At 71.6% G+C, this 23,539-nt stretch carries 20 protein-coding genes, 1 tRNA gene and 1 pseudogene; 17 read left to right on the top strand and 5 right to left on the bottom strand.

What is annotated here, in order from left to right; translation table 11 throughout:
* Window positions 1-8: 8 nt before the first annotated feature.
* The gene (gene ku / locus OG861_RS10570; RefSeq protein WP_329198259.1) at window positions 9-1,073 is read right to left on the bottom strand and encodes a non-homologous end joining protein Ku; all 1,065 of its coding nucleotides are present in this window, start codon (window positions 1,071-1,073) and stop codon (window positions 9-11) included.
* A gap of 31 nt (window positions 1,074-1,104) precedes the next feature.
* Between ku and ligD the strand changes: the two genes are divergently transcribed.
* Window positions 1,105-1,989: a non-homologous end-joining DNA ligase gene (gene ligD / locus OG861_RS10565; protein ID WP_329198261.1), complete on the top strand. Its 885-nt coding sequence runs from the start codon at window positions 1,105-1,107 to the stop codon at window positions 1,987-1,989.
* The gene (locus tag OG861_RS10560; protein ID WP_329198263.1) at window positions 1,986-2,891 is read left to right on the top strand and encodes an ATP-dependent DNA ligase; all 906 of its coding nucleotides are present in this window, start codon (window positions 1,986-1,988) and stop codon (window positions 2,889-2,891) included. Before ligD ends, OG861_RS10560 begins: the two co-directional genes overlap by 4 nt.
* Before the next feature lie 88 nt (window positions 2,892-2,979).
* Here the strand turns inward: OG861_RS10560 and OG861_RS10555 are convergent, their stop codons facing one another.
* Both OG861_RS10555 and OG861_RS10550 read right to left on the bottom strand, forming a co-directional pair.
* Window positions 2,980-3,420: a DUF6479 family protein gene (locus tag OG861_RS10555; protein WP_329198265.1), complete on the bottom strand. Its 441-nt coding sequence runs from the start codon at window positions 3,418-3,420 to the stop codon at window positions 2,980-2,982.
* A 97-nt stretch (window positions 3,421-3,517) separates the two neighbouring features.
* On the bottom strand, window positions 3,518-4,501 hold the full coding sequence (locus OG861_RS10550; protein WP_330261689.1) for an XdhC family protein: 984 nt from the start codon (window positions 4,499-4,501) through the stop codon (window positions 3,518-3,520).
* A gap of 228 nt (window positions 4,502-4,729) precedes the next feature.
* Between OG861_RS10550 and OG861_RS10545 the strand changes: the two are divergent.
* Window positions 4,730-5,365 (top strand): annotated as a pseudogene (locus OG861_RS10545) (phosphoribosyltransferase); the annotation flags it as partial.
* An 81-nt stretch (window positions 5,366-5,446) separates the two neighbouring features.
* Here OG861_RS10545 and OG861_RS10540 read toward each other — a convergent pair.
* Window positions 5,447-6,688, bottom strand: a complete 1,242-nt coding sequence (locus tag OG861_RS10540) for a phospholipase D family protein (RefSeq protein ID WP_329198269.1) — start codon at window positions 6,686-6,688, stop codon at window positions 5,447-5,449.
* 149 nt (window positions 6,689-6,837) lie between these two features.
* Here OG861_RS10540 and OG861_RS10535 point away from each other — a divergent pair, with 149 nt between their 5' ends.
* Window positions 6,838-8,457, top strand: coding sequence for a class I SAM-dependent methyltransferase (locus OG861_RS10535; RefSeq protein WP_329375145.1), 1,620 nt, complete (start codon window positions 6,838-6,840; stop codon window positions 8,455-8,457).
* A 196-nt stretch (window positions 8,458-8,653) separates the two neighbouring features.
* Here OG861_RS10535 and OG861_RS10530 read toward each other — a convergent pair.
* Window positions 8,654-8,725, bottom strand: a tRNA-Arg gene (locus OG861_RS10530).
* 72 nt (window positions 8,726-8,797) lie between these two features.
* On the opposite strand from OG861_RS10530, the gene OG861_RS10525 reads away from it, so the two are divergent.
* From OG861_RS10525 to OG861_RS10465, 13 genes are all read left to right on the top strand, one after another.
* Window positions 8,798-9,301, top strand: coding sequence for a response regulator (locus OG861_RS10525; protein WP_443056786.1), 504 nt, complete (start codon window positions 8,798-8,800; stop codon window positions 9,299-9,301).
* Window positions 9,302-9,379: 78 nt separating this feature from the next.
* On the top strand, window positions 9,380-10,321 hold the full coding sequence (gene nrtL, locus OG861_RS10520; protein ID WP_329198308.1) for an ArgS-related anticodon-binding protein NrtL: 942 nt from the start codon (window positions 9,380-9,382) through the stop codon (window positions 10,319-10,321).
* Between the two features lie 19 nt (window positions 10,322-10,340).
* Complete coding sequence (gene lysA, locus OG861_RS10515; protein WP_329198310.1) at window positions 10,341-11,732, top strand: diaminopimelate decarboxylase; 1,392 nt, start codon at window positions 10,341-10,343, stop codon at window positions 11,730-11,732.
* Between the two features lie 171 nt (window positions 11,733-11,903).
* Window positions 11,904-13,196, top strand: a complete 1,293-nt coding sequence (locus tag OG861_RS10510) for a homoserine dehydrogenase (protein ID WP_329198312.1) — start codon at window positions 11,904-11,906, stop codon at window positions 13,194-13,196.
* Window positions 13,197-13,202: 6 nt separating this feature from the next.
* Window positions 13,203-14,273 carry a threonine synthase gene (gene thrC, locus OG861_RS10505; protein WP_329198313.1) on the top strand — a complete coding sequence of 357 codons (1,071 nt, stop codon included), beginning with the start codon at window positions 13,203-13,205 and terminating at the stop codon, window positions 14,271-14,273.
* Between the two features lie 307 nt (window positions 14,274-14,580).
* Window positions 14,581-15,507, top strand: coding sequence for a homoserine kinase (gene thrB, locus OG861_RS10500; protein ID WP_190183428.1), 927 nt, complete (start codon window positions 14,581-14,583; stop codon window positions 15,505-15,507).
* 441 nt (window positions 15,508-15,948) lie between these two features.
* The gene (rho, locus tag OG861_RS10495; protein ID WP_329198316.1) at window positions 15,949-18,069 is read left to right on the top strand and encodes a transcription termination factor Rho; all 2,121 of its coding nucleotides are present in this window, start codon (window positions 15,949-15,951) and stop codon (window positions 18,067-18,069) included.
* Between the two features lie 330 nt (window positions 18,070-18,399).
* A complete protein-coding gene (locus OG861_RS10490; RefSeq protein ID WP_329198318.1) occupies window positions 18,400-19,506 on the top strand; it encodes an LCP family protein in 1,107 nt (368 codons plus the stop codon).
* A 203-nt stretch (window positions 19,507-19,709) separates the two neighbouring features.
* Window positions 19,710-19,928: a 50S ribosomal protein L31 gene (gene rpmE / locus OG861_RS10485; protein ID WP_030153765.1), complete on the top strand. Its 219-nt coding sequence runs from the start codon at window positions 19,710-19,712 to the stop codon at window positions 19,926-19,928.
* 108 nt (window positions 19,929-20,036) lie between these two features.
* The gene (gene prfA / locus OG861_RS10480) at window positions 20,037-21,116 is read left to right on the top strand and encodes a peptide chain release factor 1 (protein ID WP_329198320.1); all 1,080 of its coding nucleotides are present in this window, start codon (window positions 20,037-20,039) and stop codon (window positions 21,114-21,116) included.
* Window positions 21,117-21,193: 77 nt separating this feature from the next.
* The gene (prmC, locus tag OG861_RS10475) at window positions 21,194-22,039 is read left to right on the top strand and encodes a peptide chain release factor N(5)-glutamine methyltransferase (protein ID WP_329198322.1); all 846 of its coding nucleotides are present in this window, start codon (window positions 21,194-21,196) and stop codon (window positions 22,037-22,039) included.
* 58 nt (window positions 22,040-22,097) lie between these two features.
* Complete coding sequence (locus OG861_RS10470) at window positions 22,098-22,745, top strand: L-threonylcarbamoyladenylate synthase (RefSeq protein ID WP_329198324.1); 648 nt, start codon at window positions 22,098-22,100, stop codon at window positions 22,743-22,745.
* Window positions 22,742-23,398, top strand: coding sequence for an arsenate reductase/protein-tyrosine-phosphatase family protein (locus OG861_RS10465; protein ID WP_329198326.1), 657 nt, complete (start codon window positions 22,742-22,744; stop codon window positions 23,396-23,398). Before OG861_RS10470 ends, OG861_RS10465 begins: the two co-directional genes overlap by 4 nt.
* Window positions 23,399-23,539 lie beyond the last annotated feature (141 nt).

Below are 23,539 nucleotides of genomic sequence, written 5' to 3'. Positions count from 1 at the left end.
CCCGGCCGTCAGGCCGAGCGGCGTTTGCGGGGTGGCGTGGCCTTCTTGGCGGAGGCAGTCTTCTTCGTGGCCGCCGAAGTGGACTTGGTCCCGCCCGACTTGGCCGACGCGGAGCCCGTCTTCTTCGCCGCCGCCGAGGTCGACTTCCGTCCCGATGCCGTCTTCTTCGCCGCCGCCGACCCCGACGCCGACGTGGACTTCTTCCCGCCCACCGCCTTGGGCGCGGCCGTCGACTTCCGCCGGATCGGCGTCACGTCCGCCTCCGCCTCCGCGGGAGCGGCCGCGCCCGCCTCTCCCCGCGAGGCCTTCGCCGCCTGCACGCTCCGCTCCAGCGCCGCCATCAGGTCGATTACCTGGCCCGCGGCCGGTTCCGTCGCGGCCTCCGCCGGCTCGTACGCGCCGCCCGCCTTCGCCGCGATCATCTCCTCCAGGGCCTCCCGGTAGTCGTCGTGCAGCGAGGAGATGTCCACCTCCCCCAGCGTCGCCATCAGCGCGTCCGCCAGGTCCAGTTCGGCGTCCCGGACCGTCACCGACGTCTCCGGCGCCACCCCCTCCGGCCGGCGGATCTCGTCCGGCCACAGCAGTCCGTGCATCGCGATGACGTCGTCGACGACCCGCAGCATTCCCAGCCGCTCCCGCCCCCGCAGTGCGAACTTGGCGATCGCCACCTTCCGGCTCCGCTTGAGCGCCTCCCGCAGCAGCGTGTACGGCTTGGCGGCCGTCGCCCCGTTCGCCGCGAGGTAGTACGCCGCGTCCATCTGGAGCGGATCGATCTCGTCGGCCGGTACGAACGACACGATCTCGATCGTCTTCGCCGTGGCGATCGGCAGCTGCCCCAGGTCCTCGTCCGTGATCGGGATGATCGAGCCGTCCGCCTCCTCGTACCCCTTGCCGATCTCGGCCTGCGACACCTCCTCGCCGTCCAGCTCGCACACCTTGCGGTACCGCACGCGGCCGCCGTCGGTCACGTGGATCTGGCGGAACGAGATCGAGTGGCTCTCGGTGGCGTTCACGAGCTTGATCGGGATGCTGACCAAGCCGAAGGAAATCGCCCCATTCCAGATGGATCGCACAGTTCCTCCCGTTTCATGGCAATCTCATCGTATGACGCCGATCACCGTGGTGGAGGGGCGGCGCATCGCTCTCAGCAACCTGCACAAGGTCCTCTATCCGGAGACCGGCTTCACCAAGGGCGAGGTGCTGCACTACTACGCCACCGTCGCGCAGCCCTTGCTGGCCCACGTCCACAACCGGCCGGTGTCGTTCCTGCGCTATCCCGACGGCCCCGACGGGCAGCTCTTCTTCACCAAGAACCCGCCACCCGGTACCCCCGACTGGGTGAAGACCAGCCCCGTCCCGCGGTCGGAGGACCCCTCCGCCGAACAGGTGCTCATCGCCGACATGCCCTCCCTCATGTGGGCCGCCAACCTCGTCGTCGAGTTCCACGTCCACCAGTGGACCGCGGGAAGCCCCGCCCTCGCCGACCGGCTGATCCTCGACCTCGACCCCGGAGCGCCCGCCACCGTCGTGGAGTGCTGCGCCGCCGCCCTCTGGCTGCGCGACCGGCTCGCCGCCGACGGCCTGCACGCCTACCCCAAGACCTCCGGCGCCAAAGGCCTCCACCTGTCCGCGCCCCTGGAGCCGACGCCCTCCGCCAAGGTGTCCGCGTACGCCAAGAAGCTCGCCCAGGAAGCCGAACGGGAACTCCCGGAACTCGTGGTGCACCGCATGGCCAAGGCGCTGCGGCCCGGCAAGGTCTTCGTCGACCACAGCCAGAACGCCGCCGCCAAGACCACCGCCGCGCCCTACACGCTGCGCGCCCGCGCCCGTCCGACCGTCTCCGCGCCCCTGACCTGGGCGGAGGTGGAGGCCTGCTCCGACCCCTCCCAGCTGGTGTTCCTCGCCGACGACATCGCGCCCCGGCTCGCCCGCTACGGCGACCTCTTCGCCCCGCTCACCGACCCCGCGCAGGCCGGGGCGCTGCCGTGAGCCGGGTACGGGTCGCGCTCGCCGCCGCCGTACGGACCCTTCCGCTGGCGGCGGGACTGGCGTACGAGCCGAAGTTCGACGGCCACCGCCTGGTCATCCTGCGCACCACGGACGCCGTGGTCCTCCAGGCCCGCTCCGGCCGGATCGTGACGAGCGCGTTCCCCGACCTGGCACTGGCCGCCCAGCGGCTGCCCGCCGGGACCGTCCTCGACGGGGAGGTCGTGGTCTGGCACGAGGGCCGTACCGACTTCGCCCTCGTCCAGCGGCGCGCGGCGGCCACGGCGGCCCGCGCGCCGCTGCTCGCGCAGAGCCTGCCGGCCTCGTACGCCGCGTTCGACGTGCTGGAGCTGGCCGGGGTCGACGTACGCGGCCGCCCGTACGAACGGCGCCGGGCGCTGCTGGTGGACCTGCTGCTCCCGCTCGGGCCGCCGCTCCAGCCGGTGCCGATGACGACCGACCCGGAGCTCGCCGCGACCTGGTTCGAGACGCTGCCCGCCAGCGGTATCGAGGGCCTGGTCGTCAAACGGCTGGACCAGGCCTACCCGGCGGGCAGGCGCGCCTGGCAGAAGCTGCGCCACACCGACGTCCGGGACGCGGCGGTGATCGGCTACACCGGTACGCCGCGCCGGCCGTCGGCGCTGGTGCTGGTGGTGCCGGGCGACGACGAGGCCCCGCTGGTGTCGAGCCCGCTCTCGGCGCCGCTGCGCAGGGAACTGGCCCAGACCCTGGCCGCCCGTACGGACGACGCCCCGGCCTGGACGGCGCCGAGCCCGACCGTCACGGCGGTCGGGCTCGGGGAAGTGGCGTACCGGCCGCTCGACCCGCCCCTGTCGGCGGAGGTCCGGCACACCTCGCTGCGGCACCCGCCGCCCGAGGTGCTCCGGCTGCGCACCGACCTGTGAGGGGTCGGCTGCGCACCGACCTGTCAGGGGTCGGCTGCGCTCCGACCTGTCAGGGGGCAGGTCGGGAGCGGCCCGCGAGGAGGCCCCGCTAGGAGTGGCCCGCCCCCCCGTGGGGCGGGGCCACCGGCGGCTCCGGCGGGGTCGGTGGGGCGGGCGGCGGAGGCTCGGTCACCTCGGAGGAGGGCCGCTGGCCGGCGTGCGGGTGGGAGTGCTGGTACCCGGACTCGCGGGCCGCGCGGACGTCGTCGGGGTGGGTCGAGGTGGTGGACCCGAAGTTGCCGAAGCCCTGCATCTCGTGCGGGCGCAGACCTCCCTCGGGGAACTCCACGGGGTCCCTCTCCTCGCGCACTTCGTACACCGCACCGCCCTCGGGCAGGTGCGGGTGGCTCTCGGGAGTGGGCGGCGGCGGCTCCTTGGCGCGCACCCGCTGGCCCAGCTTGAAGGCGGCGAGGAGGAACGCGACGATGATCAGCCCGACGAAGACGAACCAAACGGAATTTTGCGCGTCTTCCAGTGCGATCGTGTTCATACGTACTATTTTCCCGCATTCAGTACGTAATCACCCGATGTGTTCGCCCAACACGGGGACAGGGCCGCAGGCCCCTCGCGGCGGCCGCGCCCCTGCGCTACCCGCTCACCGGCCTGTCCGAGTCCCGCAGCCCGCCGCCGTCCCGGCCGCCGAGCACCCCGAGGATCTCCGCACAGATGGCCAGGGCCGTCTCCTGCGGCGTCCGCGCGCCGAGGTCGAGGCCGATCGGGCCGTGCACCCGGGCCAGTTCGGCCTCCGTCACCCCGGCCGCCAGCAGCCCCTCACGGCGCCGGGCGGTGGTGCGGCGGGAGCCGAGCGCGCCCACGTACGGGACGCCCAGCGCGAGCGCCGTGCGCAGGGCCGGCACGTCGAACTCCGGCTCGTGGCTGAGCAGCACCAGGCAGGCGGCGTCCCGGTGGGCGCTCAGCACCTTCTCCGCCTCGGCGGCCGACTCCACCGCCACCGCGCCCCACTCCAGCAGCCCGGCCTGCCGCGCGATGATCTCCGCGAGCTCACCGGCCCCGCCGATCACCACCTGCGGCGCGGACGGGTACGCCTCCACCAGCACCAGCCCCGAGCCCCCGTACAGGGCGTCCCGCCCCGGCCGCCGCGTGCGCAGCAGCTCGCCGGCCCGCCGCGCGGCGTCGTCGGCCGGGGCGTCGACGGCCCGCACGACCTCGCTCACCGCCCGGTCCGCGGCCTCGTTCAGCCGGGTGACCAGAGCCGCCCCGTGCCCGGCCTCCAGCAGCTCCCACCACTCGGCCGGGATCTGCGCCAGCGGCTGGAGCAGGACCTCCGCCCGGCCGCCACAGGTCAGCTTCGCCCCCACCGCCTCCGCGCCGCCGACGGAGACCTCACACACCCGCGCGGTGTCCCCGGCCCCCATCGCACCCGCCTCCGCGACGAGTTCGGCGTCGAACATCCCGCGGTACAGGGCCCCGACGCATTCCCCCCGGGCGTCCACGAGCACCGCCCCGGCCGGGTCCCGCGGCCCGAACCCCTGCTCGGTGACGGGCCGCGCCAGGTACCCGTTCCGGCCCTCGGCCACCCACTGCAGCGCCGTACCCACCAGCTCACGCATCGCGTCCGCCCCATCCTCGTCGTCAGAGCCGCCACCGGCCGGCGCCTGGTCGGCGGCGTCCGACGGCCTTGTCCGCAAAACCTATGCACACCGCTCACGGCTACCCATCCCCCGAACCCACAGACCCGGCACCACCTCCTTCGTACGAGTTGTGCGTCTGACGCGCAGGGCGTCCCCGGCCCCTTCGTCCGAGTTGCGCCACGGCGCCCGGGGGCGTTGGTTCGAAGGGTGCTGTTCACCGACCGAGACGACGCCGGCCGCCGCCTGGCCGAGGCCCTGCGCCCCTACGGGCCCCGCCGACCGGTGGTGCTCGGCCTGCCCCGCGGCGGGGTCCCGGTGGCGTCCCACGTGGCCCGGGCGCTCGACGCCCCGCTCGATGTGGTCGTCGTACGGAAGCTGGGGGTCCCGGGCCACCGCGAGCTGGCGTTCGGCGCCCTCGGCGAAGGCGGCGTACGGGTGATCAACGAGGACATCGTCCGCCGCGCCCGGCTGCGCCCCGAGGACATGGCGGAGGTCGAACGGGCGGAGCGGGCCTCGCTCGCCGTCCAGGCCGACCGCTTCCGCGGGGGCCGCCCCCGTCTGCCCGTCGCCGGCCGCACGGCGATCCTGGTGGACGACGGCATCGCCACCGGCGCGACGGCGGCCGCCGCCTGCGAAGTCGTCCGCGCCCAGGGCGCGACCCACGTCGTCATGGCCACCCCGGTCGCCCCGCCGGACGCCGCCGCGCGCCTGCGCGCCTCGGCGGACGAACTCGTCTGCCTCTCCACTCCGCCGGGCTTCTCCTCCGTGGGCGAGTGGTACCGCGACTTCTCCCAGACCTCGGACGCCCAGGTCGTCACCCTCCTGAGCCCCGGGGCCCCACAAGACCCGGGCTGATCCTGCGGCCGCGCGCACCGCCTGCCACGGGAGCGCTGCCGGCGCCCGCCGGGGGTTACCAGACAGCCGTCAGCTCACCTTGATCTCCCCGATCGGGTCCGCGGAAAGGGTGAGGCGCCGCGAGCCGTCCTCGAAGGTCTCGAGCGTGACGTAGTGCCCCGTGTGGTCGTGGGCTTTCAGGTACGCCGTCAGTTCCTTTCCCCAGTGGAGCCAGGTCGGAACGTTGTCCTGGCCCGCGATCCGGAAATCGGCGTGATCGATGACGACTTCGTACACACCCAAGGGCTTCGTGCCGACGAAGACTTCGAACGGCACTTTGGCCTTCTCCTGCACTCCTCTGGAGGTCTCCTTCGCCACCCACTGCGCGTCCCCGAAGAAGACCTTGCGGAAGTAGGTCTTCTGGTCGATGGGATGCTGCGCCCGCGAAAGCTTGAGGTTCCCGGTGATTTTGGTCTCCGCCTTCGGAGGCCGTTGGGCATCGCTGGCCGACATCTTCTTGCACCAGGAATGGCTCAGCAGCTCCGACGGCGTGGCCGGCTGATCGTCCACGACGTCGACCCCGTCCACCTGGTCGAGACCGTCCACATGGTCGAGGAGGTCCTGTGGAGGGCCGGCCGATCCCTTCTTTCCGATCTTTCCGGTCTTTGCGGGCTTTCCCGGATCGGCCGTCTTGGGGTGCCGGGACCGGCCGAAGACCGGCTCACCCCCTTCGGTGCGGGTGGCCCCGGACCGTTGCCGTCCGGCCATGCGGATCTCGTCACCGATCCGGAAGACGGGGGACTCGATCAGCAGCTTGATCAAGGCGTCGTCAAGGGGCTTGCAGACATCGCTGTCTTCGAGGAGCTGGTCGAAGAGGGCGGTGAACTGACCGGCGAGTGCCACGTCATCCGGTGAGGCGAAGGATCCGGAGATCTCGACGGCGGCTTCGTAGTTCCAGAAGACGCCACCGGCGGTGAGGTTGTTCGACCCGATGAACACGGACCAGTCGTCGGCGCCGGTGAAGAAGTAGATTTTGGGGTGGAACGTGCGACCCGTTTCGTGGAATACGTAGGACGCATCGCAGATTTTGTGCACCAGGTGAAGTCCCTGACGGGTGGCGCCACCCTCGCTGATGCCCACCACTGCCGTGATCTTGTTTCCCCGATCGCGGAAGGCGCGGAAGTCGCCCTCCACCCGCGAGAGTCCGCTCTGTTTCGCCCAGGCCGTTGCCATGCGCAATTCGGCATACCTGTCATCTGCGCAGCGGGAGGCCAGGAACTGGTGAAGATTCGGCGAGCTTGCATACGGCTGGCCCACGAGACTGATTCGCATGGATGATCACCGTGCCGTAAGCGGCTCCGGGTGGCAAGCGGGATTCCGACTTATTACGGCTGGTCCCTTCTGTCTGTCCCAGCCTCTAGACTCGACTGGCGATCGACCGACGCCTGGAGGGCACAGCACACGTGAAGACCATGCAACAGGTGTCCGCCGACAAGCTGCGCGGCGGGTTCTACTCGCCTCAGGCCCTGGTCGCCGTGTGCCTCGACCGGCTGCGCGACCTGCTGCCCGACTCCCTGGACTCCCTGCGTCTGCTCGAACCCAGCGCGGGTGACGGTGCCTTCATCCGCGGTCTCGACGCCGACCCCCTGGGTAAGCGGGTCCGGGACCTGGTGGCCGTCGAACTCCTGGAGACGGAAGCGCGGCGCTGCGAGGAGGCCGGCGGTCGGGCTCCGTTCGAGACGGACATCAGGCACGGGAGTTTCCTCGACCCCGACCTGGTCCCCGAAGAAGGATTCGACGCGGCGGTGGGAAATCCGCCCTTCGTCCGGTTCCAATTCGTCAGCGACACGGAACGGAGCTATGCCGACCAGGTCGCGACGGGTATGGGAGTGACCCTCAAGGGGGTTTCCAACCTGTGGATTCCCATCTTCCTCTGCGCTCTGAACAAGGTGCGCGAAGGGGGCGCTTTCGCCTTCATCATCCCGGCTGAATGCCTCACGGGAATTTCGGCCGGGGCCGTGCGGCGGTGGCTGCTGCGCAACTGCTCTTCCGTTCGCGTCGACCTGTTCGGTCCGGGTTCCTTTCCCGGCGTCCTCCAGGAAGTGGTCGTCCTCAGCGGCCGCCGGGAACCTTCGGCCGCCGATGCCCGGTTGACGGTGTGGGACCACAGCGCCGCCGGGCGTGCCTGGCATCACTCGGCCTCCCCGGACGCGCCCACCTGGACCCGTTATCTCCTTTCCCCCGCGCAGTTGGAGGCCCTCGACGAGGTTTCCTCGCTGTCCTGCGTACGGAGTGCGGGAAGCTGGGTCCGCTTCGGGGTCGCGACCGTCACCGGCGCCAACGACTACTTCTCCGTCGACCGCGAAACGATCGAACAGTACGGCCTCGAAGGGTGGATCCTCCCCTTGCTGCCGAGGATCCGGAATGCCGAAGGCCTGGTCTTCACCCCCGAAGACCATGAGAGGAACGTCGACGAAGGCGCTCGCGCCGGCCTGATCGACTTCTCGCGCGGGGAATCCAGCCCGCTCGGGCACGACGGCGCCCTGCGCTACATCCACGCGGGAGAGCAGGCCGAGCTGCACACGCGGTACAAGTGCAGGATTCGCGAACCCTGGTACTGCGTGCCGGTGGTGGCGGCCGGAGACCTGCTCCTTTCGAAGAGGTCCCACCTCTACCCCCGAGTCGTGGTCAACGAAGTGTCGGCCATCACCACGGACACCATCTACCAGGGGAAGATGCTGGCGCCGGAGGCGATGCCGGCGCGTTCGTTCGCCGCCTCCTTCCACAACTCGCTGACCCTGCTGTCCGCGGAGATCGAGGGCAGGAGCTTCGGCGGTGGGGTGCTGGAACTGGTCCCCAGCGAGGTGGCGCGACTGCGGGTCATGGCGCACCCGTCGATGAGCGAGGAACTGGACCGGCTGGACCGGATTTCGCGTTCCGCCTCCGGCGATGTCGAGGAGGTCTTGATCCGCGAAACCGACGGGCAGTTGGCCAAGCGGATCCCGGAGATCTCGGACTCGACCCTCGGCCTCTTGGCCGAAGCGCGCACGGAGTTGCAGAAGCGGCGCCTCGACCGCAACCGCTCCTCGGTGCCCCTCTAGCCGGTCATCACGGCGGCGCCCGTTCCGCACGGGTCCGCGCGGCCCTCGGCGCCGGGGGTGACAACCGGGGCCGGCTCCGGGACGGCCGGACCGTGGCCGTCGGCCCCGCCGCGGGGGTGCCCGGGTGCGACAGGCGCCCGGGTACGACAAAGGCCCCGACCCGCGTTTCCGCTGGTCAGGGCCTTGGCACCTAAGGTGCCCCCGGCAGGATTCGAACCTGCGCACACGGCTCCGGAGGCCGTTGCTCTATCCCCTGAGCTACGGGGGCGTGTCGTTCGCTTTGCGGCGACGGGTTGAACACTACCAGCTCGCGGGCAGTGATCAGAAACGGTTTGCGGGGGTGGGGGAGGGCGGTCGCCCGGAGGGGGTGGAAGTGGGGAAAACCCGGACGCGGGGGCCGGGGCGGACCTACTCTCGAGTTGTGCCAGGCGCCTCGCGCCGGGTGCTTGTTGTCGACGACAACAAGGTCATCCGGCAGCTGATCAAGGTCAATCTCGAACTGGAGGGCTTCGAGGTCGTGACCGCGAACGATGGTGCCGAGTGCCTGGACGTCGTCCATCACGTGTGTCCCGACGTGATCACCCTCGATGTGGTCATGCCCCGCCTCGACGGGTTCGGGGCCGCCGCGCGGCTGCGGGCCGATCCGCGGACGCGCGACGTGCCGCTCGCCATGGTCAGCGCCTGCACGCAGCACGAGGTCGAGGCCGGCATCACCGCCGGGGTCGACGCGTTCCTCGCCAAGCCCTTCGAGCCCGCCGAGCTGGTCCGCGTCGTACGGCGGCTCGTCGAGCGGCGCGACCGGCGTGAGCGGGAAGGGGCTCCCGCCGGGAGCGGCAGAGGGTGAGGCCGACGGCGCGCAGGCGCTGTTCACATGGCGAAACCCTTCGCATGACGCGGAAGGTTCTCCCCTAGGCTGGGTCCCGTGACCCCCGCCGACCTCTCCCGTACCGTCGCGCACGCCGTGCGCCGCGCCGTCGAGGATGGGGAGCTGCCCGACGGGGCGGAGCTGCCGCAGCGGGTGGTCGTCGACCGGACGCGGCCCGGCGGGGTGGGGGAGTACGCCACCGCCGTCGCCTTCCCCCTCGCCAAGAGCGCCGGACGGGCCCCCGGGGACGTCGCGCGCCTGCTCGCCCGCCGGCTGGAGCGGGCGCCCGGGATCGAGAGGGTCGAGGTCACGGGCGCGGGGTTCCTGAACTTCGTCATGGGCCTGCCGTCCGCCGAGTCCCTCGTACGGGACGTGCAAGAGCGCGGCGCCCGCTACGGGTTCCCCCCGCAAGGCGACGCGGTGACCCGCGACGCCGTCGTGCGCGGTGCGGTCCTGCGCCTCGGCGGGGAGCCGGGGGACGCCGGACGCGGCGCGCTCCGCGTCGCGCCCGTGCCCAAGAAGGAAGGGGACGTCTTCGCCGCCTACGGCGCCGACGCCGCCCGCTGGGCCGTGCTCGCCGTCGCGCCGCACGAGACCCCCTCGTTCTCCGCTCGGCTCCTCGTCCAGGACGAGTCCAACGAGTTCTTCCGCGTGCGGTACGGATACGCGCGCAGCCGGGCCCTGCTGCGCAACGCCGCCCTGCTCGGTTTCCACGCCGAGCCGGGCGCCGTCGACGGCGCGGACGCGCTGCTGCGCGCCCTCGCCGACCACCCCCTCGTCCTCGAAGCGGCCGCCCACCACCGCGCGCCCGAGCGGCTCGTGCGGCAGCTGGTCCGGCTGGCCGACGCGCTGCTCGACTTCCAGTACGAGGTCCTCCCCAAGGGAGACGAGAAACCCTCGGCCGCCCACCGCGCCCGGCTGGCACTCGCCGAAGCCGCCGGGACGGTGCTGGCCGGCGGCCTGTCCCTGCTCGGCATAGCAGCCCCCGAACGCCTGTGACCTGCGAAGAGAGATTCCGATGAGCCGTTCCGCGCACCCCGCCGGGCCCCGCCACGCCGACGTCCTGCCCGAGGGCCACTACGCGCCGCCGCCCGCCGACCTCAACGCCTTGGACGAGAAGGTCTGGTCGCGCACGGTCACGCGTGACGCCGACGGCGTGGTGCACGTGGGGGGCATCTCGGTCACCAAGCTGGCCGAGGAGTTCGGGACGCCCGCCTACTTCATGGACGAAGAGGACTTCCGGGCCCGCTGCCGCGCCTGGGCGCACGCCTTCGGGGCCGACGCCGACGTGTTCTACGCGGGGAAGGCGTTCCTCTCCAAGGCCGTCGTGAAGTGGCTCAAGGAAGAGGGGCTCAACCTCGACGTCTGCTCCGGCGGGGAGCTGGCCACCGCCCTCGCCGCGGGGATGCCCGCCGAGCGGATCGCCTTCCACGGCAACAACAAGTCGCAGGACGAGATCCGGCGGGCCGTCACGGCCGGCGTCGGGCGCATCGTGCTCGACTCCTTCCAGGAGATCGCCCGCGTCGCCCACATCGCCCGTGAGCTGGGGGTGCGCCAGCCCGTCCAGATCCGCGTGACCGTCGGCGTGGAAGCGCACACGCACGAGTTCATCGCCACCGCGCACGAGGACCAGAAGTTCGGCATCGCCGTCGCCGACGGCTCCGCCGCCGAGGCCGTGCGCCGCGCCCTCGGGCACGACAGCCTCGACCTGCTCGGCGTCCACTCCCACATCGGCTCGCAGATCTTCGACATGGCCGGGTTCGAGGTCTCCGCGAAGCGGGTCGTGCGGCTGCTCGCCGCCGTCCGCGACGAGCACGGCGTCGAGCTGCCCGAGATCGACCTCGGCGGCGGCCTCGGCATCGCCTACACCTCCGCCGACGACCCCCGCGAACCGCACGAGATCGCCAAGGCCCTGCACGAGATCGTGGCGCGGGAGTGCGAGGCGGCGGGGCTGCGCGCCCCCCGGATCTCCGTCGAGCCGGGCCGGGCGATCGTCGGCCCGACCGCCTTCACCCTCTACGAGGTCGGCACCATCAAGCCGCTCGAAGGGCTGCGGACGTACGTCAGCGTCGACGGGGGCATGTCGGACAACATCCGCACCGCCCTCTACGACGCCGAATACGCGGTCACGCTCGTCTCCCGCGTCTCCGACGCCGAGCCGATGCTGGTGCGCGTCGTCGGCAAGCACTGCGAGAGCGGCGACATCGTGGTCAAGGACGCCTTCCTCCCGGCGGACCTCGCCCCCGGCGACCTGATCGCGGTCCCGGCGACCGGCGCGTACTGCCGCTCCATGGCCAGCAACTACAACCACGCGCTCCGCCCGCCCGTCGTCGCCGTGCGCGACGGACGGGCGCGGGAGATCGTCCGGCGCGAGACGGAGGAAGATCTCCTGCGTCTGGACCTCGGATGAGGCCCCTATTTCTGGGCGGGGCCCCCAGACCCCCAAAATGGACGTCTCACCCAATGGACCGAGGATGGAAACTACTGTCCATTGCATGAGACTGGTGAGCGTGAGACTGGTCAGGCCCGGCGGGCAAACCGCGCGCCGGGTGGCGTTGGAAGATCGAAAGGCGTAGGTCGAATGATGCGTACGCGTCCGCTGAAGGTGGCGCTGCTGGGCTGTGGTGTGGTCGGCTCAGAGGTGGCGCGCATCATGACGACGCACGCCGAGGACCTGACGGCCAGGATCGGCGCGCCCGTCGAACTGGCCGGCGTCGCCGTGCGCCGCCCCTCCAAGGTCCGCGAGGGCATCGACCCGGCCCTGATCACCACCGATGCGACCGCCCTCCTCAAGCGCGGCGACATCGACGTCGCCATCGAGGTCATCGGCGGCATCGAGCCGGCCCGCGGCCTGATCACCACCGCTTTCCGGCACGGCATCTCGGTCGTCTCCGCGAACAAGGCCCTGCTGGCCCAGGACGGCGCCGCGCTGCACGCCGCGGCCGACGAGGCCGGCCTCGACCTGTACTACGAGGCCGCCGTCGCCGGCGCGATCCCGCTGGTCCGCCCTATGCGCGAGTCCCTCGCGGGCGACAAGATCAACCGGGTCATGGGCATCGTCAACGGCACGACCAACTTCATCCTCGACAAGATGGACTCGACGGGCGCCGGCTACCAGGAGGCGCTCGACGAGGCCACCGCCCTCGGGTACGCCGAGGCCGACCCGACCGCCGACGTCGAGGGCTACGACGCCGCCGCCAAGGCCGCGATCCTGGCCGGCATCGCCTTCCACACCCGGGTGCGGCTCGACGACGTCTACCGCGAGGGCATGACCGAGGTCAGCTCCGCGGACTTCGCCTCCGCCAAGCGCATGGGCTGCACCATCAAGCTCCTGGCCATCCTGGAGCGCGCCGCCGACGGCCGGTCGGTGACCGCCCGCGTGCACCCGGCGATGATCCCGCTCAGCCACCCGCTGGCCTCGGTGCGCGAGGCGTACAACGCCGTCTTCGTCGAGGCGGAAGCCGCCGGGCGGCTGATGTTCTACGGCCCGGGCGCGGGCGGCTCGCCGACCGCCTCCGCGGTGCTCGGCGACCTCGTCGCCGTCTGCCGCAACAAGCTCGCCGAGGCAACGGGGCCCGGCGAGTCGGCGTACACCCAGCTGCCGGTCAGCCCCATGGGGGACGTCGTCACGCGCTACCACATCAGCCTCGATGTGGCCGACAAGCCGGGCGTCCTCGCCCAGGTCGCGACGACGTTCGCGGAGCACGGGGTCAGCATCGACACCGTCCGCCAGCAGGGCAAGGACGGCGAGGCCTCCCTCGTCGTCGTCACCCACCGCGCACCCGACGCCGCCCTTTCCGGGACCGTCGAGGCGCTGCGGAAGCTGGACACCGTGCGCGGTGTCGCCAGCATCATGCGTGTTGAAGGGGAGTAAGGACCCATGACCAGCAATCGCACCCACCAGTGGCGCGGCATCATCGAGGAGTACCGGGACCGCCTGCCGGTGACGGACGCGACGCCCGTGGTCACGCTCCGCGAGGGCGGCACTCCCCTCGTACCGGCCCAGGTGCTCTCGGAGCGCACCGGCTGTGAGGTGCACCTCAAGGTCGAGGGCGCGAACCCCACCGGGTCCTTCAAGGACCGCGGCATGACGATGGCGATCACCCGGGCCAAGGAGGAGGGCGCCAAGGCGGTCATCTGCGCCTCCACGGGCAACACCTCGGCGTCCGCCGCCGCGTACGCGGTGCGCGCCGGGATGGTCTCGGCGGTCCTCGTGCCCCGCGGCAAGATCGCGCTCGGCAAGATGGGCCAGGCGCTGGTGCACGGTGCCAAGATCCTCCAGGTGGACGGCAACTTCGACGACTGCCTGAACCTGGCCCGCGCGCTCTCGGACAACTACCCGGTGGCGCTGGTCAATTCCGTCAACCCGGTCCGTATCGAGGGCCAGAAGACGGCCGCGTTCGAGATCGTCGACGCGCTGGGCGACGCCCCCGACATCCACGTGCTGCCGGTCGGCAACGCGGGCAACATCACCGCGTACTGGAAGGGCTTCAAGGAGTACAAGGCCGACGGCCTGGCCTCCCGTACGCCCCGCGTGTGGGGTTTCCAGGCCTCCGGTTCCGCGCCCATCGTGCGCGGCGAGGTCGTCAAGGAGCCGCACACCATCGCGACGGCGATCCGCATCGGCAACCCGGCCTCCTGGGAGTACGCCCTCGCGGCCCGCGAGGAGTCCGGCGGTTTCATCGACGAGGTGACGGACCGCCAGATCCTGGCCGCCTACCGCCTGTTGGCCGCACAGGAGGGCGTCTTCGTGGAGCCCGCCTCCGCCGCGTCGGTGGCCGGTCTGCTCAAGGCCGCCGAGGCCGGACTGGTCGACCCCGGCCAGAAGATCGTGTGCACCGTCACCGGCAACGGCCTCAAGGACCCCGACTGGGCGGTCGCCGGGGCCCCGCAGCCGGTCACCGTCCCGGTGGACGCCGAGGCCGCGGCCGTCCGGCTCGGCCTGGTCTGACCCGGAGCCCGCCCCGCGCGGGCTCCACGCCGCGTCGCCGGATTCCGGGAACCCCCGGGATCCGGCGCCCCGGTCCGTACGGCAACCGAAGCCGGCGGAAGACCCGCGACACGCATCGTGCGCCTCCTGTGCGCCCTATGTCGCGAGAGAACCTTCCTTCGATAGGCTGTACTTACATCCGCCACCGCGCATATGACCGCGGTGCTGCCCCGAGGGCCTTCGGGTGTCGTACGTTCTCCAGTACATTCGCAGCGAAGATCCCGCTCAGCACCAGATCTCGCACAGTCACAAGGAGTGTCATCGACCGATGGCAGGTCCAGCGTTCCGCGCCGCCGCCGTACGAGTGCGCGTCCCCGCCAGCAGTGCCAACCTCGGCCCCGGCTTCGACGCCCTCGGCCTGGCCCTGGGGCTCTACGACGACGTGGTCGTCCGCGTCGCCGACTCCGGCCTGAACATCGACATCGCCGGTGAGGGCGCCGACAACCTCCCGCGCGACGAGAGCCACCTCCTCGTACGCTCCATGCGCACCGCTTTCGACCTGCTGGGCGGGCAGCCGCGCGGCCTGGAGGTCGTGTGCGCCAACCGCATCCCGCACGGCCGCGGGCTCGGTTCGTCCTCCGCGGCGATCTGCGCGGGCATCGTCGCCGCCCGCGCCGTGACCATAGGCGCGGAGGCCCGGCTCGACGACGCGGCGCTGCTGGAACTCGCCACCGAGATCGAGGGCCATCCCGACAACGTCGCCGCCTGCCTGCTCGGCGGCTTCACCCTCGCCTGGATGGACGGCGGCAGCGCCAAGGCGATCCGGATGGACCCGGCCGATTCCATCGTTCCGGTGGTCTTCGTACCTTCCAAGCCGGTCCTCACGGAAACGGCGCGCGGCCTGCTGCCGCGCACCGTTCCGCACGTGGACGCGGCCGTCAACGCGGGTCGCGCGGCCCTGCTCGTCGAAGCCCTGACCAGGCGTCCCGAGTTGCTGCTGCCCGCCACCGAGGACCGGCTCCACCAGGAGTACAGGTCCCCGGCGATGCCCGAGAGCGTGGCTCTCGTGGCCCGGCTGCGGGCGGACGGTATCCCCGCGGTCATCTCCGGCGCGGGCCCCACGGTCCTCGCGCTGGTCGACAACGGTGCGGCCGACAAGGTCGCGCAGCTCGCGGGCGAGGGGTGGGCGGCCAATCGGCTGGCCCTCGACGTCCCGGGGGCGAGCGTTCTTCCGCTGGGCACCCAGGGCGGCTAGGCCCACGGGGCCCGGCCGGCCAGGGGGCCGGTGCGGCGGCTGGGCAGGCCGACCGCGCGGAAGGGCGTGATTGCCGGTGATTGAGAGGGGGAATGTCTGTTGGATCCGGTAGTGTTAATCTCAAGTGCGCATCCGAAGCCGCCATGGCTCGGTGCTCAGTGTCCCCATTCGGGACCACATTTCTTCCGGGAGCCTCCCCGACTGCTCTGATCGCTTCCAGCAGTTTCGAGCACGCTCCGGAATCGGCGTGACATTCCCACGCTTCCAGCTCGGGGGCTTCTCGCCGGAACAAGCACGCACGTTTTCTCTCCGCCGTATCTCTACCGGCGGACCACCGCCCCGGCTGCGGTCCATGACCCATCAGGTAATGGAACGTCGTCGGACAGCACAACCGGTCGCCGAGCCAGACAGGCCGACGTCCGCTCCAGGGAAGGACCCTTCGTGAGCGACACCACCGATCTGATGGGCGCTGCCGACACCAACGTCGACACCAGTGCCCCCGCCGCGGGCGCCGCGGCTGCCACTGCCGGCCGGCGGCGCCGCTCCGGCACCGGCCTTGACGGCATGGTCCTGGCCGAGCTCCAGCAGGTCGCGTCGGGCCTCGGCATCAGGGGCACCGCGCGCATGCGCAAGAGCCAGCTGATCGAGGTCATCAAGGAGGCGCAGGCGGGCGCAGGCGCCCCCAAGGCCGCCGCCTCCGCCGCGGACACCGCCGAGGCCAAGCCGAAGCGCCGCGCCACCAGCAAGGCCCGCACGGGCGAGGCCGCCGCCGAGGCGCCCGCCGAGAAGCCTGCCACGCAGGCCCAGATTGAGATCCCCGGCCAGCCGGCCAGCGACGACGCCCCGGTGGGCGAGCGCCGCCGCCGTCGGGCCACCGCCCCCTCCGGCAGCCCGGAGTCCACGGCGCCCGTCGCCGTACAGGTCGAGCAGAAGACCGAGACCGCCCCCGCGACGCAGAGCGACGTCAAGGTGGAGGCCGCGACCGCCGTCTCCGCGCAGGGCCAGGGCCAGGGTCAGACGCAGCTCCAGGAGGCCGGCGAGGGCCGCGGCCGCCGGGACCGCCGCGACCGCGACCGGGGCGAGCGCGGCGAGCGCCAGCGCGACCGCCGCGACCGTGGCGCCAAGACCGACGACCAGACCGGCCAGGGCCAGGGCGGCCAGGCCCAGCAGGGCCAGGGCCAGGCTCAGGGCGGCCAGGGCCAGGGTGGTCAGGGCGGCAGCCGTCAGGACCGTCAGGACCGCGGCGACCGTCAGCAGCAGGGCGGCCGCGGCCAGGGGCGTCAGGACCGTCAGGACAACGGCCCCCAGGACGACTTCGACTCCGAGGACGGCCGTCGCGGCCGTCGCGGACGCTACCGCGACCGCCGTGGCCGTCGTGGCCGCGACGAGTTCGCGCCGAGCGAGCCGCAGGTCGCCGACGACGACGTCCTGATCCCCGTCGCGGGCATCCTCGACATCCTCGACAACTACGCGTTCATCCGGACCTCCGGCTACCTGCCCGGCCCGAACGACGTGTACGTCTCCCTCGCCCAGGTCCGCAAGGCGGGGCTGCGCAAGGGCGACCACACCACCGGTGCCGTGCGCCAGCCCAAGGACGGCGAGCGCCGCGAGAAGTTCAACGCCCTCGTGCGTCTGGACTCGGTGAACGGCATGGCGCCCGAATCCGGCCGCGGCCGCCCGGAGTTCCAGAAGCTGACCCCGCTCTACCCGCAGGACCGGCTCCGTCTGGAGACCGACCCGGGCGTGCTGACGACCCGCATCATCGACCTCGTGTCGCCGATCGGCAAGGGCCAGCGAGGCCTGATCGTGGCCCCGCCGAAGACCGGCAAGACCATGATCATGCAGGCGATCGCCAACGCGATCACCACCAACAACCCCGAGTGCCACCTGATGGTCGTCCTGGTCGACGAGCGTCCGGAAGAGGTCACCGACATGCAGCGGTCGGTCAAGGGCGAGGTCATCTCCTCGACCTTCGACCGTCCGGCCGAGGACCACACCACCGTCGCCGAGCTGGCCATCGAGCGCGCCAAGCGTCTCGTGGAGCTGGGTCACGACGTGGTCGTCCTGCTGGACTCCATCACCCGTCTGGGCCGCGCGTACAACCTCGCCGCCCCCGCCTCCGGCCGCATCCTGTCCGGTGGTGTCGACTCGACCGCGCTCTACCCGCCGAAGCGCTTCTTCGGTGCCGCGCGCAACATCGAGGACGGCGGCTCGCTGACCATCCTGGCCACCGCGCTGGTCGACACCGGCTCGCGCATGGACGAGGTGATCTTCGAGGAGTTCAAGGGCACCGGCAACATGGAGCTCAAGCTCGACCGCAAGCTCGCCGACAAGCGCATCTTCCCGGCCGTCGACGTCGACCCGTCGGGTACGCGCAAGGAGGAGATCCTCCTCAACGCGGAAGAGCTCGCCATCGTGTGGAAGCTGCGCCGGGTGCTGCACGCGCTCGACTCGCAGCAGGCGATCGAGCTGCTCCTCGACAAGATGAAGCAGACGAAGTCGAACGCCGAGTTCCTGATGCAGATCGCCAAGACGACCCCGGCGGGCAAGAACGACGACTGACCGTCGCCGTAGCCGGACGTCCCACGGAACCGCCCCCGTCGCAGCCGCGACGGGGGCGGTCCCCTTTTGCGGCCGGGCCTGCGACCTTCGCCACAGCCGCGACCCGCCGACGGGCAGGTACCCCGTCGCTTTCGTCCCGGTTCAGGCCCGCGTGGGTAGGCGCGTCGTCACAGCGCGTCGGCCCCGGCGACGGCGGTCCGAGGGCCGTCGTACGTCGCCGCCCCGGGGCCGTGGAACCCTGGAAGACGTTCCTCCGTCTGTGTCAGAGACCAGCGGAGGTCGCAGACAGGCCGAACGGGCCGCGGGAGCGGGCCGGGGACCGAGGAGAGCATGAGCGAGGACACGAGGGCCGGCCGCCGGGCCGCGGGCGCCCGGCGCCGACGGAAGGCGCCCAAGCGCCGCAAGGGCCTCAGAGTCGTCGCGTGGACGGCCGCCGGCGTGGTGGTGCTGGGCGGCGCGGGCGTGGGCTACTTCTACTTCAAGTTCAACGGCAACCTGAAAACGGTCGACATCGACGCGGCGCTCGGCAAGGACCGCCCGCAGAACGTGGACAACGGCTCGATGGACATCCTCGTCCTCGGCTCGGACTCCCGCGGCGGGGCGAACAGCGAGTACGGCCAGGACGACGGCGGGTCCGCCCGCTCCGACACGGCGATGATCGTCCACCTCTACGAGGGCCACCACAAGGCCAGCGTCATATCGATACCGCGCGACACCATGGTCAACCGCCCCGCCTGCCAGACGGCGAACGGGAAGACGGACCGCGGCAGCTCGCGCTCCCAGTTCAACGAGTCGTTCACCATCGGCGGGGCCGCCTGCGCGGTCAAGACCGTCGAGAAGATGTCGGGGATCCGCATGGACCACTACATCGAGGTCGACTTCACGGGCTTCAAGAAGATCATCGACAACCTCGGCGGCGTCCAGATCACCACCACCAAGCCGATCAAGGACGGCTCCAGCCACCTCGACCTGCCGGCGGGCCCGAACAAGCTCAATGGCGAACAGGCCCTCGGCCTCGTCCGTACCCGCAAGAGCGTCGGCGACGGCAGCGACCTCGGCCGAATACAGCTCCAGCAGGCCTTCATGAAGGCCCTGATCAAGCAGGTCAAGGGCATCGGCGTCTTCGACAACCCCAAGCGGCTGCTCGACCTCGCCGACACCGGCACCAAGGCGCTCACCACCGACAAGCAGCTCGGTGACGTGAAGTCGCTGCTCGGCTTCGCCGAGAGCCTGCGCGGCATCGACGCCCAGAACCTCCAGATGATCACCATGCCGGTGACGGCGGACGCCCGCGACCCCGACCGCGTCGCCCCGCTCGCCAAGGAGTCCAAGATGGTCTGGGACGCCCTGCTCGCGGACCAGCCGGTCCCGGCCGAGGCGACGGCGAACTCCATGGGGGACAAGGGCACCGCCGGGGGCATCGTCCAGCAGCCGTGACCGGCCCGCCGCACACCTCGAAAGCCTGGTCACAGGGGTTTCCCGGCCCAGTGGAATAGATGCCCACCCCTCCCCGTTGAGGAGGGTGTCCTCAGAATTTTGACAGGCGGCCCGGTCCTGGCAGACTGGTCTGTCGGCCCCGGTTCACGCAGCGCGCAATTCGGCCCCTGCGACCCGGCGCCCTCCCGAATCTAGGAGACACCTTGAAGCGCGATGTTCACCCCGAGTACGTCGAGACCCAGGTCAGCTGCACCTGTGGCGCGTCGTTCACCACCCGTAGCACGCTGACCGAGGGCACCATCCGTGCCGAGGTCTGCTCCGAGTGCCACCCGTTCTACACGGGCAAGCAGAAGATCCTCGACACCGGTGGCCGTGTGGCCCGCTTCGAGGCCCGCTTCGGCAAGGCTGCCGGCTCGAAGTAGCGAGCCTCCGGCGCCGGACCCCGGCTGCACCGCGTCACACGCGGGCAGCCGGGCCGGCGCCTTTCTCGTCCCGCAGCCCTTTTTTCACTTTCACCACAGGAGCCCCCGATGTTCGAGGCGGTCGAGGAACTGGTCGGCGAGCACGCCGACCTTGAGAAGAAGCTCGCCGACCCTTCGGTCCACTCGGATCAGGCCAACGCGCGCAAGCTCAACAAGCGCTACGCGGAGCTGACCCCGATCGTGGCGACCTTCCGCGCCTGGAAGCAGACCGCCGAGGACATCGAGACGGCCAAGGAGTTCGCGGCCGACGACCCCGACTTCGCCGCCGAGGCCAAGGAACTGGCCGCCCAGCGCGAAGAGCTCACCGAGAAGCTCCGCCTGCTGCTCGTCCCGCGCGACCCCAGCGACGACAAGGACGTGCTCCTGGAGGTCAAAGCCGGCGCGGGCGGCGACGAGTCCGCCCTCTTCGCGGGCGACCTGCTGCGCATGTACCTGCGCTACGCCGAGCGCGTGGGCTGGAAGACCGAGATCATCGACGCCACCGAGTCCGAACTCGGCGGCTACAAGGACGTCCAGGTCTCCGTCCGCACCAAGGGCGGCAACGGCGCCACCGAGCCCGGCCAGGGCGTCTGGGCCCGCCTCAAGTACGAGGGCGGCGTGCACCGCGTCCAGCGGGTTCCGGCCACCGAGTCCCAGGGCCGCATCCACACCTCCGCCGCGGGCGTGCTCGTCACCCCGGAGGCCGAGGAGGTCGAGGTCGAGATCAACATGAACGACCTCCGCATCGACGTGTACCGCTCCTCGGGCCCCGGCGGCCAGTCCGTCAACACCACCGACTCGGCCGTGCGCATCACGCACCTCCCGACCGGTGTGGTCGCCTCCTGCCAGAACGAGAAGAGCCAGCTCCAGAACAAGGAGCAGGCGATGCGTATCCTGCGGTCCAGGCTGCTCGCCGCGGCCCAGGAAGCCGCCGAGCAGGAAGCCTCCGACGTGCGCCGCAGCCAGGTGCGCTCCGTGGACCGCTCCGAGAAGATCCGCACGTACAACTACCCGGAAAACCGGATCTCGGACCACCGGACCGGCTTCAAGGCGTACAACTTGGACCAGGTGCTCGACGGGGACCTCGACGCGGTCATCCAGGCCTGCGTGGACACGGACTCCGCCGCCAAGCTCGCCGCCGCGCACTGAGCCGTCCGACCCCGTGACCCTGACGTCTGCCTGACCCCCCGCTCCACCCCCGTACGACAGCAGCCCGGAGGACCAGCGTGAACTTGCTGCTTGCCGAGGTGGCCCAGGCCACCCAGCGGCTGGCCGCCGCCGGCGTGCCCTCACCGCGCTTCGACGCGGAGGAGCTCGCGGCCTTCGTGCACGGCGTCAAGCGGGGGGAACTGCACCACGTCAAGGACGCGGACTTCGACGCCCGCTACTGGGAGGCCGTCGCCCGCCGCGAGGCGCGCGAGCCGCTCCAGCACATCACCGGGCGCGCCTTCTTCCGCTACCTGGAGCTCCAGGTGGGGCCCGGGGTCTTCGTGCCCCGGCCCGAGACCGAGTCGGTCGTGGACTGGGCCATACACGCCGTCCGGGCCATGGACGTGGTCGAGCCGCTGATCGTCGACCTCTGCACGGGCTCCGGTGCCATCGCGCTGGCCATGGCGCAGGAGGTGCCGCGCTCGCGCGTCCACGCGGTAGAGCTGTCCGAGGAAGCCCTGCGGTGGACCCGTAAAAACGCCGAGGGCTCACGGGTCACCGTCCACCAGGGCGACGCGCTCAGCGCGCTGCCCGAGCTGGACGGCCAGGTCGACCTCGTGATCTCCAACCCGCCGTACATCCCGCTCACGGAGTGGGAGTACGTCGCCCCCGAAGCCCGTGACCACGACCCCGAGATGGCGCTGTTCTCCGGCGAGGACGGCCTGGACACCATCCGGGGCATCGAGCGCACCGCCCACCGGCTGCTGCGGCCCGGCGGCATCGTCGTCATCGAGCACGCCGACACCCAGGGCGGCCAGGTCCCGTGGATCTTCGCCGAGGAACGGGGCTGGGCCGATGCCGCCGACCACCCCGACCTGAACAACCGTCCGCGCTTCGCGACCGCCCGCAAGGCCATGCCGTGATCAGCGCGACCCCGCTCCCGGACGACGTCACCACCCCGCTGCTTGAGGAGGCCCGCTGATGGCCCGGCGATACGACTGCAACGACGCTACGGACCGCAAGACGGGTCTGCGTGAAGCCGCATCCGCCGTGCGCCGCGGCGAGCTCGTCGTGCTGCCCACCGACACCCTGTACGGGATCGGCGCGGACGCCTTCAGCCCCGAGGCGGTCGGTGACCTCCTCGCCGCCAAGGGCCGTGGCCGCAACATGCCCACCCCCGTCCTCATCGGCTCGCCGAACACCCTGCACGGCCTGGTCACGGACTTCTCCGAGCAGGCGTGGGAGCTGGTCGACGCGTTCTGGCCGGGCGCGCTGACGCTCGTCGCCAAGCACCAGCCGTCGCTGGCCTGGGACCTGGGCGAGACCCGCGGGACGGTCGCCGTACGCATGCCGCTGCACCCCGTGGCGATCGAGCTGCTGACCGAGGTCGGCCCGATGGCCGTCTCCTCGGCGAACCTGACCGGGCACCCGGCGCCGGAGGACTGCGACGCGGCCCGCGCGATGCTGGGCGACGCGGTGTCCGTGTACCTGGACGGCGGCCCCACCCCGGGCATCCAGCCCTCCTCCATCGTCGACGTCACGGGGAAGGTTCCCGTCCTGCTGCGCGAGGGGGCGCTGACCGCCGAGCAGCTGCGGGAGGTCGTGCCCGACCTCGAGGTGGCCCCGTGAGCCCTCAGGGGCGTGGCATAGCAACGGGGCGTCTTCCGGCGGAGGCTGGGGGAGACTGCTTCCGCATCCTCCACGTCAGCACCGGGAACGTGTGCCGCTCGCCCATCACCGAGCGGCTGACGCGGCACGCCCTGGCGCACCGGCTGGGCGGCCTGGTCAGTGGCGACCTCATCGTGGAGAGCGCCGGCACGTGGGGCCACGAGGGGGCCCCGATGGAGGCCAACGCGGCGGCCGTGCTCGCGGACTTCGGGGCGGACGCGTCCGGCTTCACGGGGCGGGAGCTGCTGGACGAGCACGTCATCCGGGCCGACCTGGTGCTGACCGCCACCCGGGACCACCGTGCGCAGGTCATCTCCATGGGCCACTCGGCGGGACTGCGGACGTTCACCCTCAAGGAGTTCACCCGGCTGGTGCGGGCGATAGACCCGGCCACGCTGCCGCCGCTGGACGACGGCATGGCGCAGCGCGCGCGGGCACTGGTGCGGGCGGCCGCGGCGCTGCGCGGCTGGCTGCTGGCGCCTTCCGCCGACGCGGACGAGGTGTACGACCCGTACGGGGCGCCGATCACGTTCTTCCGCTCGATCGGCGACGAGATCAACCAGGCGCTCGACCCGGTGGTCACGGCCCTGACGGGCGTCACCGCTTCCCGCTGACGGCCCCACCCGCCGACGTCGGCCGCAGGACGCCCGACGTCGCCCGGCAGAGCCCGCACAGGGCCGCAGGCCGCAGGCCGGCGCAGCGGCGCGAAGCTCCGAAGGCCCCCCCTGGGACCGAGCAGTGCCGGCGGCGCGTCG

Origin of the sequence: Streptomyces sp. NBC_00539 (genome assembly GCF_036346105.1) — a bacterium.
GTDB lineage: Bacteria > Actinomycetota > Actinomycetes > Streptomycetales > Streptomycetaceae > Streptomyces.
Note: the sequence above shows the minus strand (reverse complement) of the source record. Positions and strands in the feature narration are given on the sequence as shown.

Coding starts and splice junctions, on each gene's coding strand:
- OG861_RS10555 (WP_329198265.1), bottom strand. CDS start 3,420: ATGAACACGATCGCACTGGAAGACGCGCAAAATTCCGTTTGGTTCGTC.
- thrB (WP_190183428.1), top strand. CDS start 14,581: ATGGCAGGTCCAGCGTTCCGCGCCGCCGCCGTACGAGTGCGCGTCCCC.
- prfA (WP_329198320.1), top strand. CDS start 20,037: ATGTTCGAGGCGGTCGAGGAACTGGTCGGCGAGCACGCCGACCTTGAG.
- OG861_RS10540 (WP_329198269.1), bottom strand. CDS start 6,688: ATGCGAATCAGTCTCGTGGGCCAGCCGTATGCAAGCTCGCCGAATCTT.
- OG861_RS10470 (WP_329198324.1), top strand. CDS start 22,098: ATGGCCCGGCGATACGACTGCAACGACGCTACGGACCGCAAGACGGGT.
- OG861_RS10550 (WP_330261689.1), bottom strand. CDS start 4,501: ATGCGTGAGCTGGTGGGTACGGCGCTGCAGTGGGTGGCCGAGGGCCGG.
- OG861_RS10510 (WP_329198312.1), top strand. CDS start 11,904: ATGATGCGTACGCGTCCGCTGAAGGTGGCGCTGCTGGGCTGTGGTGTG.
- thrC (WP_329198313.1), top strand. CDS start 13,203: ATGACCAGCAATCGCACCCACCAGTGGCGCGGCATCATCGAGGAGTAC.
- OG861_RS10490 (WP_329198318.1), top strand. CDS start 18,400: ATGAGCGAGGACACGAGGGCCGGCCGCCGGGCCGCGGGCGCCCGGCGC.
- lysA (WP_329198310.1), top strand. CDS start 10,341: ATGAGCCGTTCCGCGCACCCCGCCGGGCCCCGCCACGCCGACGTCCTG.
- ligD (WP_329198261.1), top strand. CDS start 1,105: ATGACGCCGATCACCGTGGTGGAGGGGCGGCGCATCGCTCTCAGCAAC.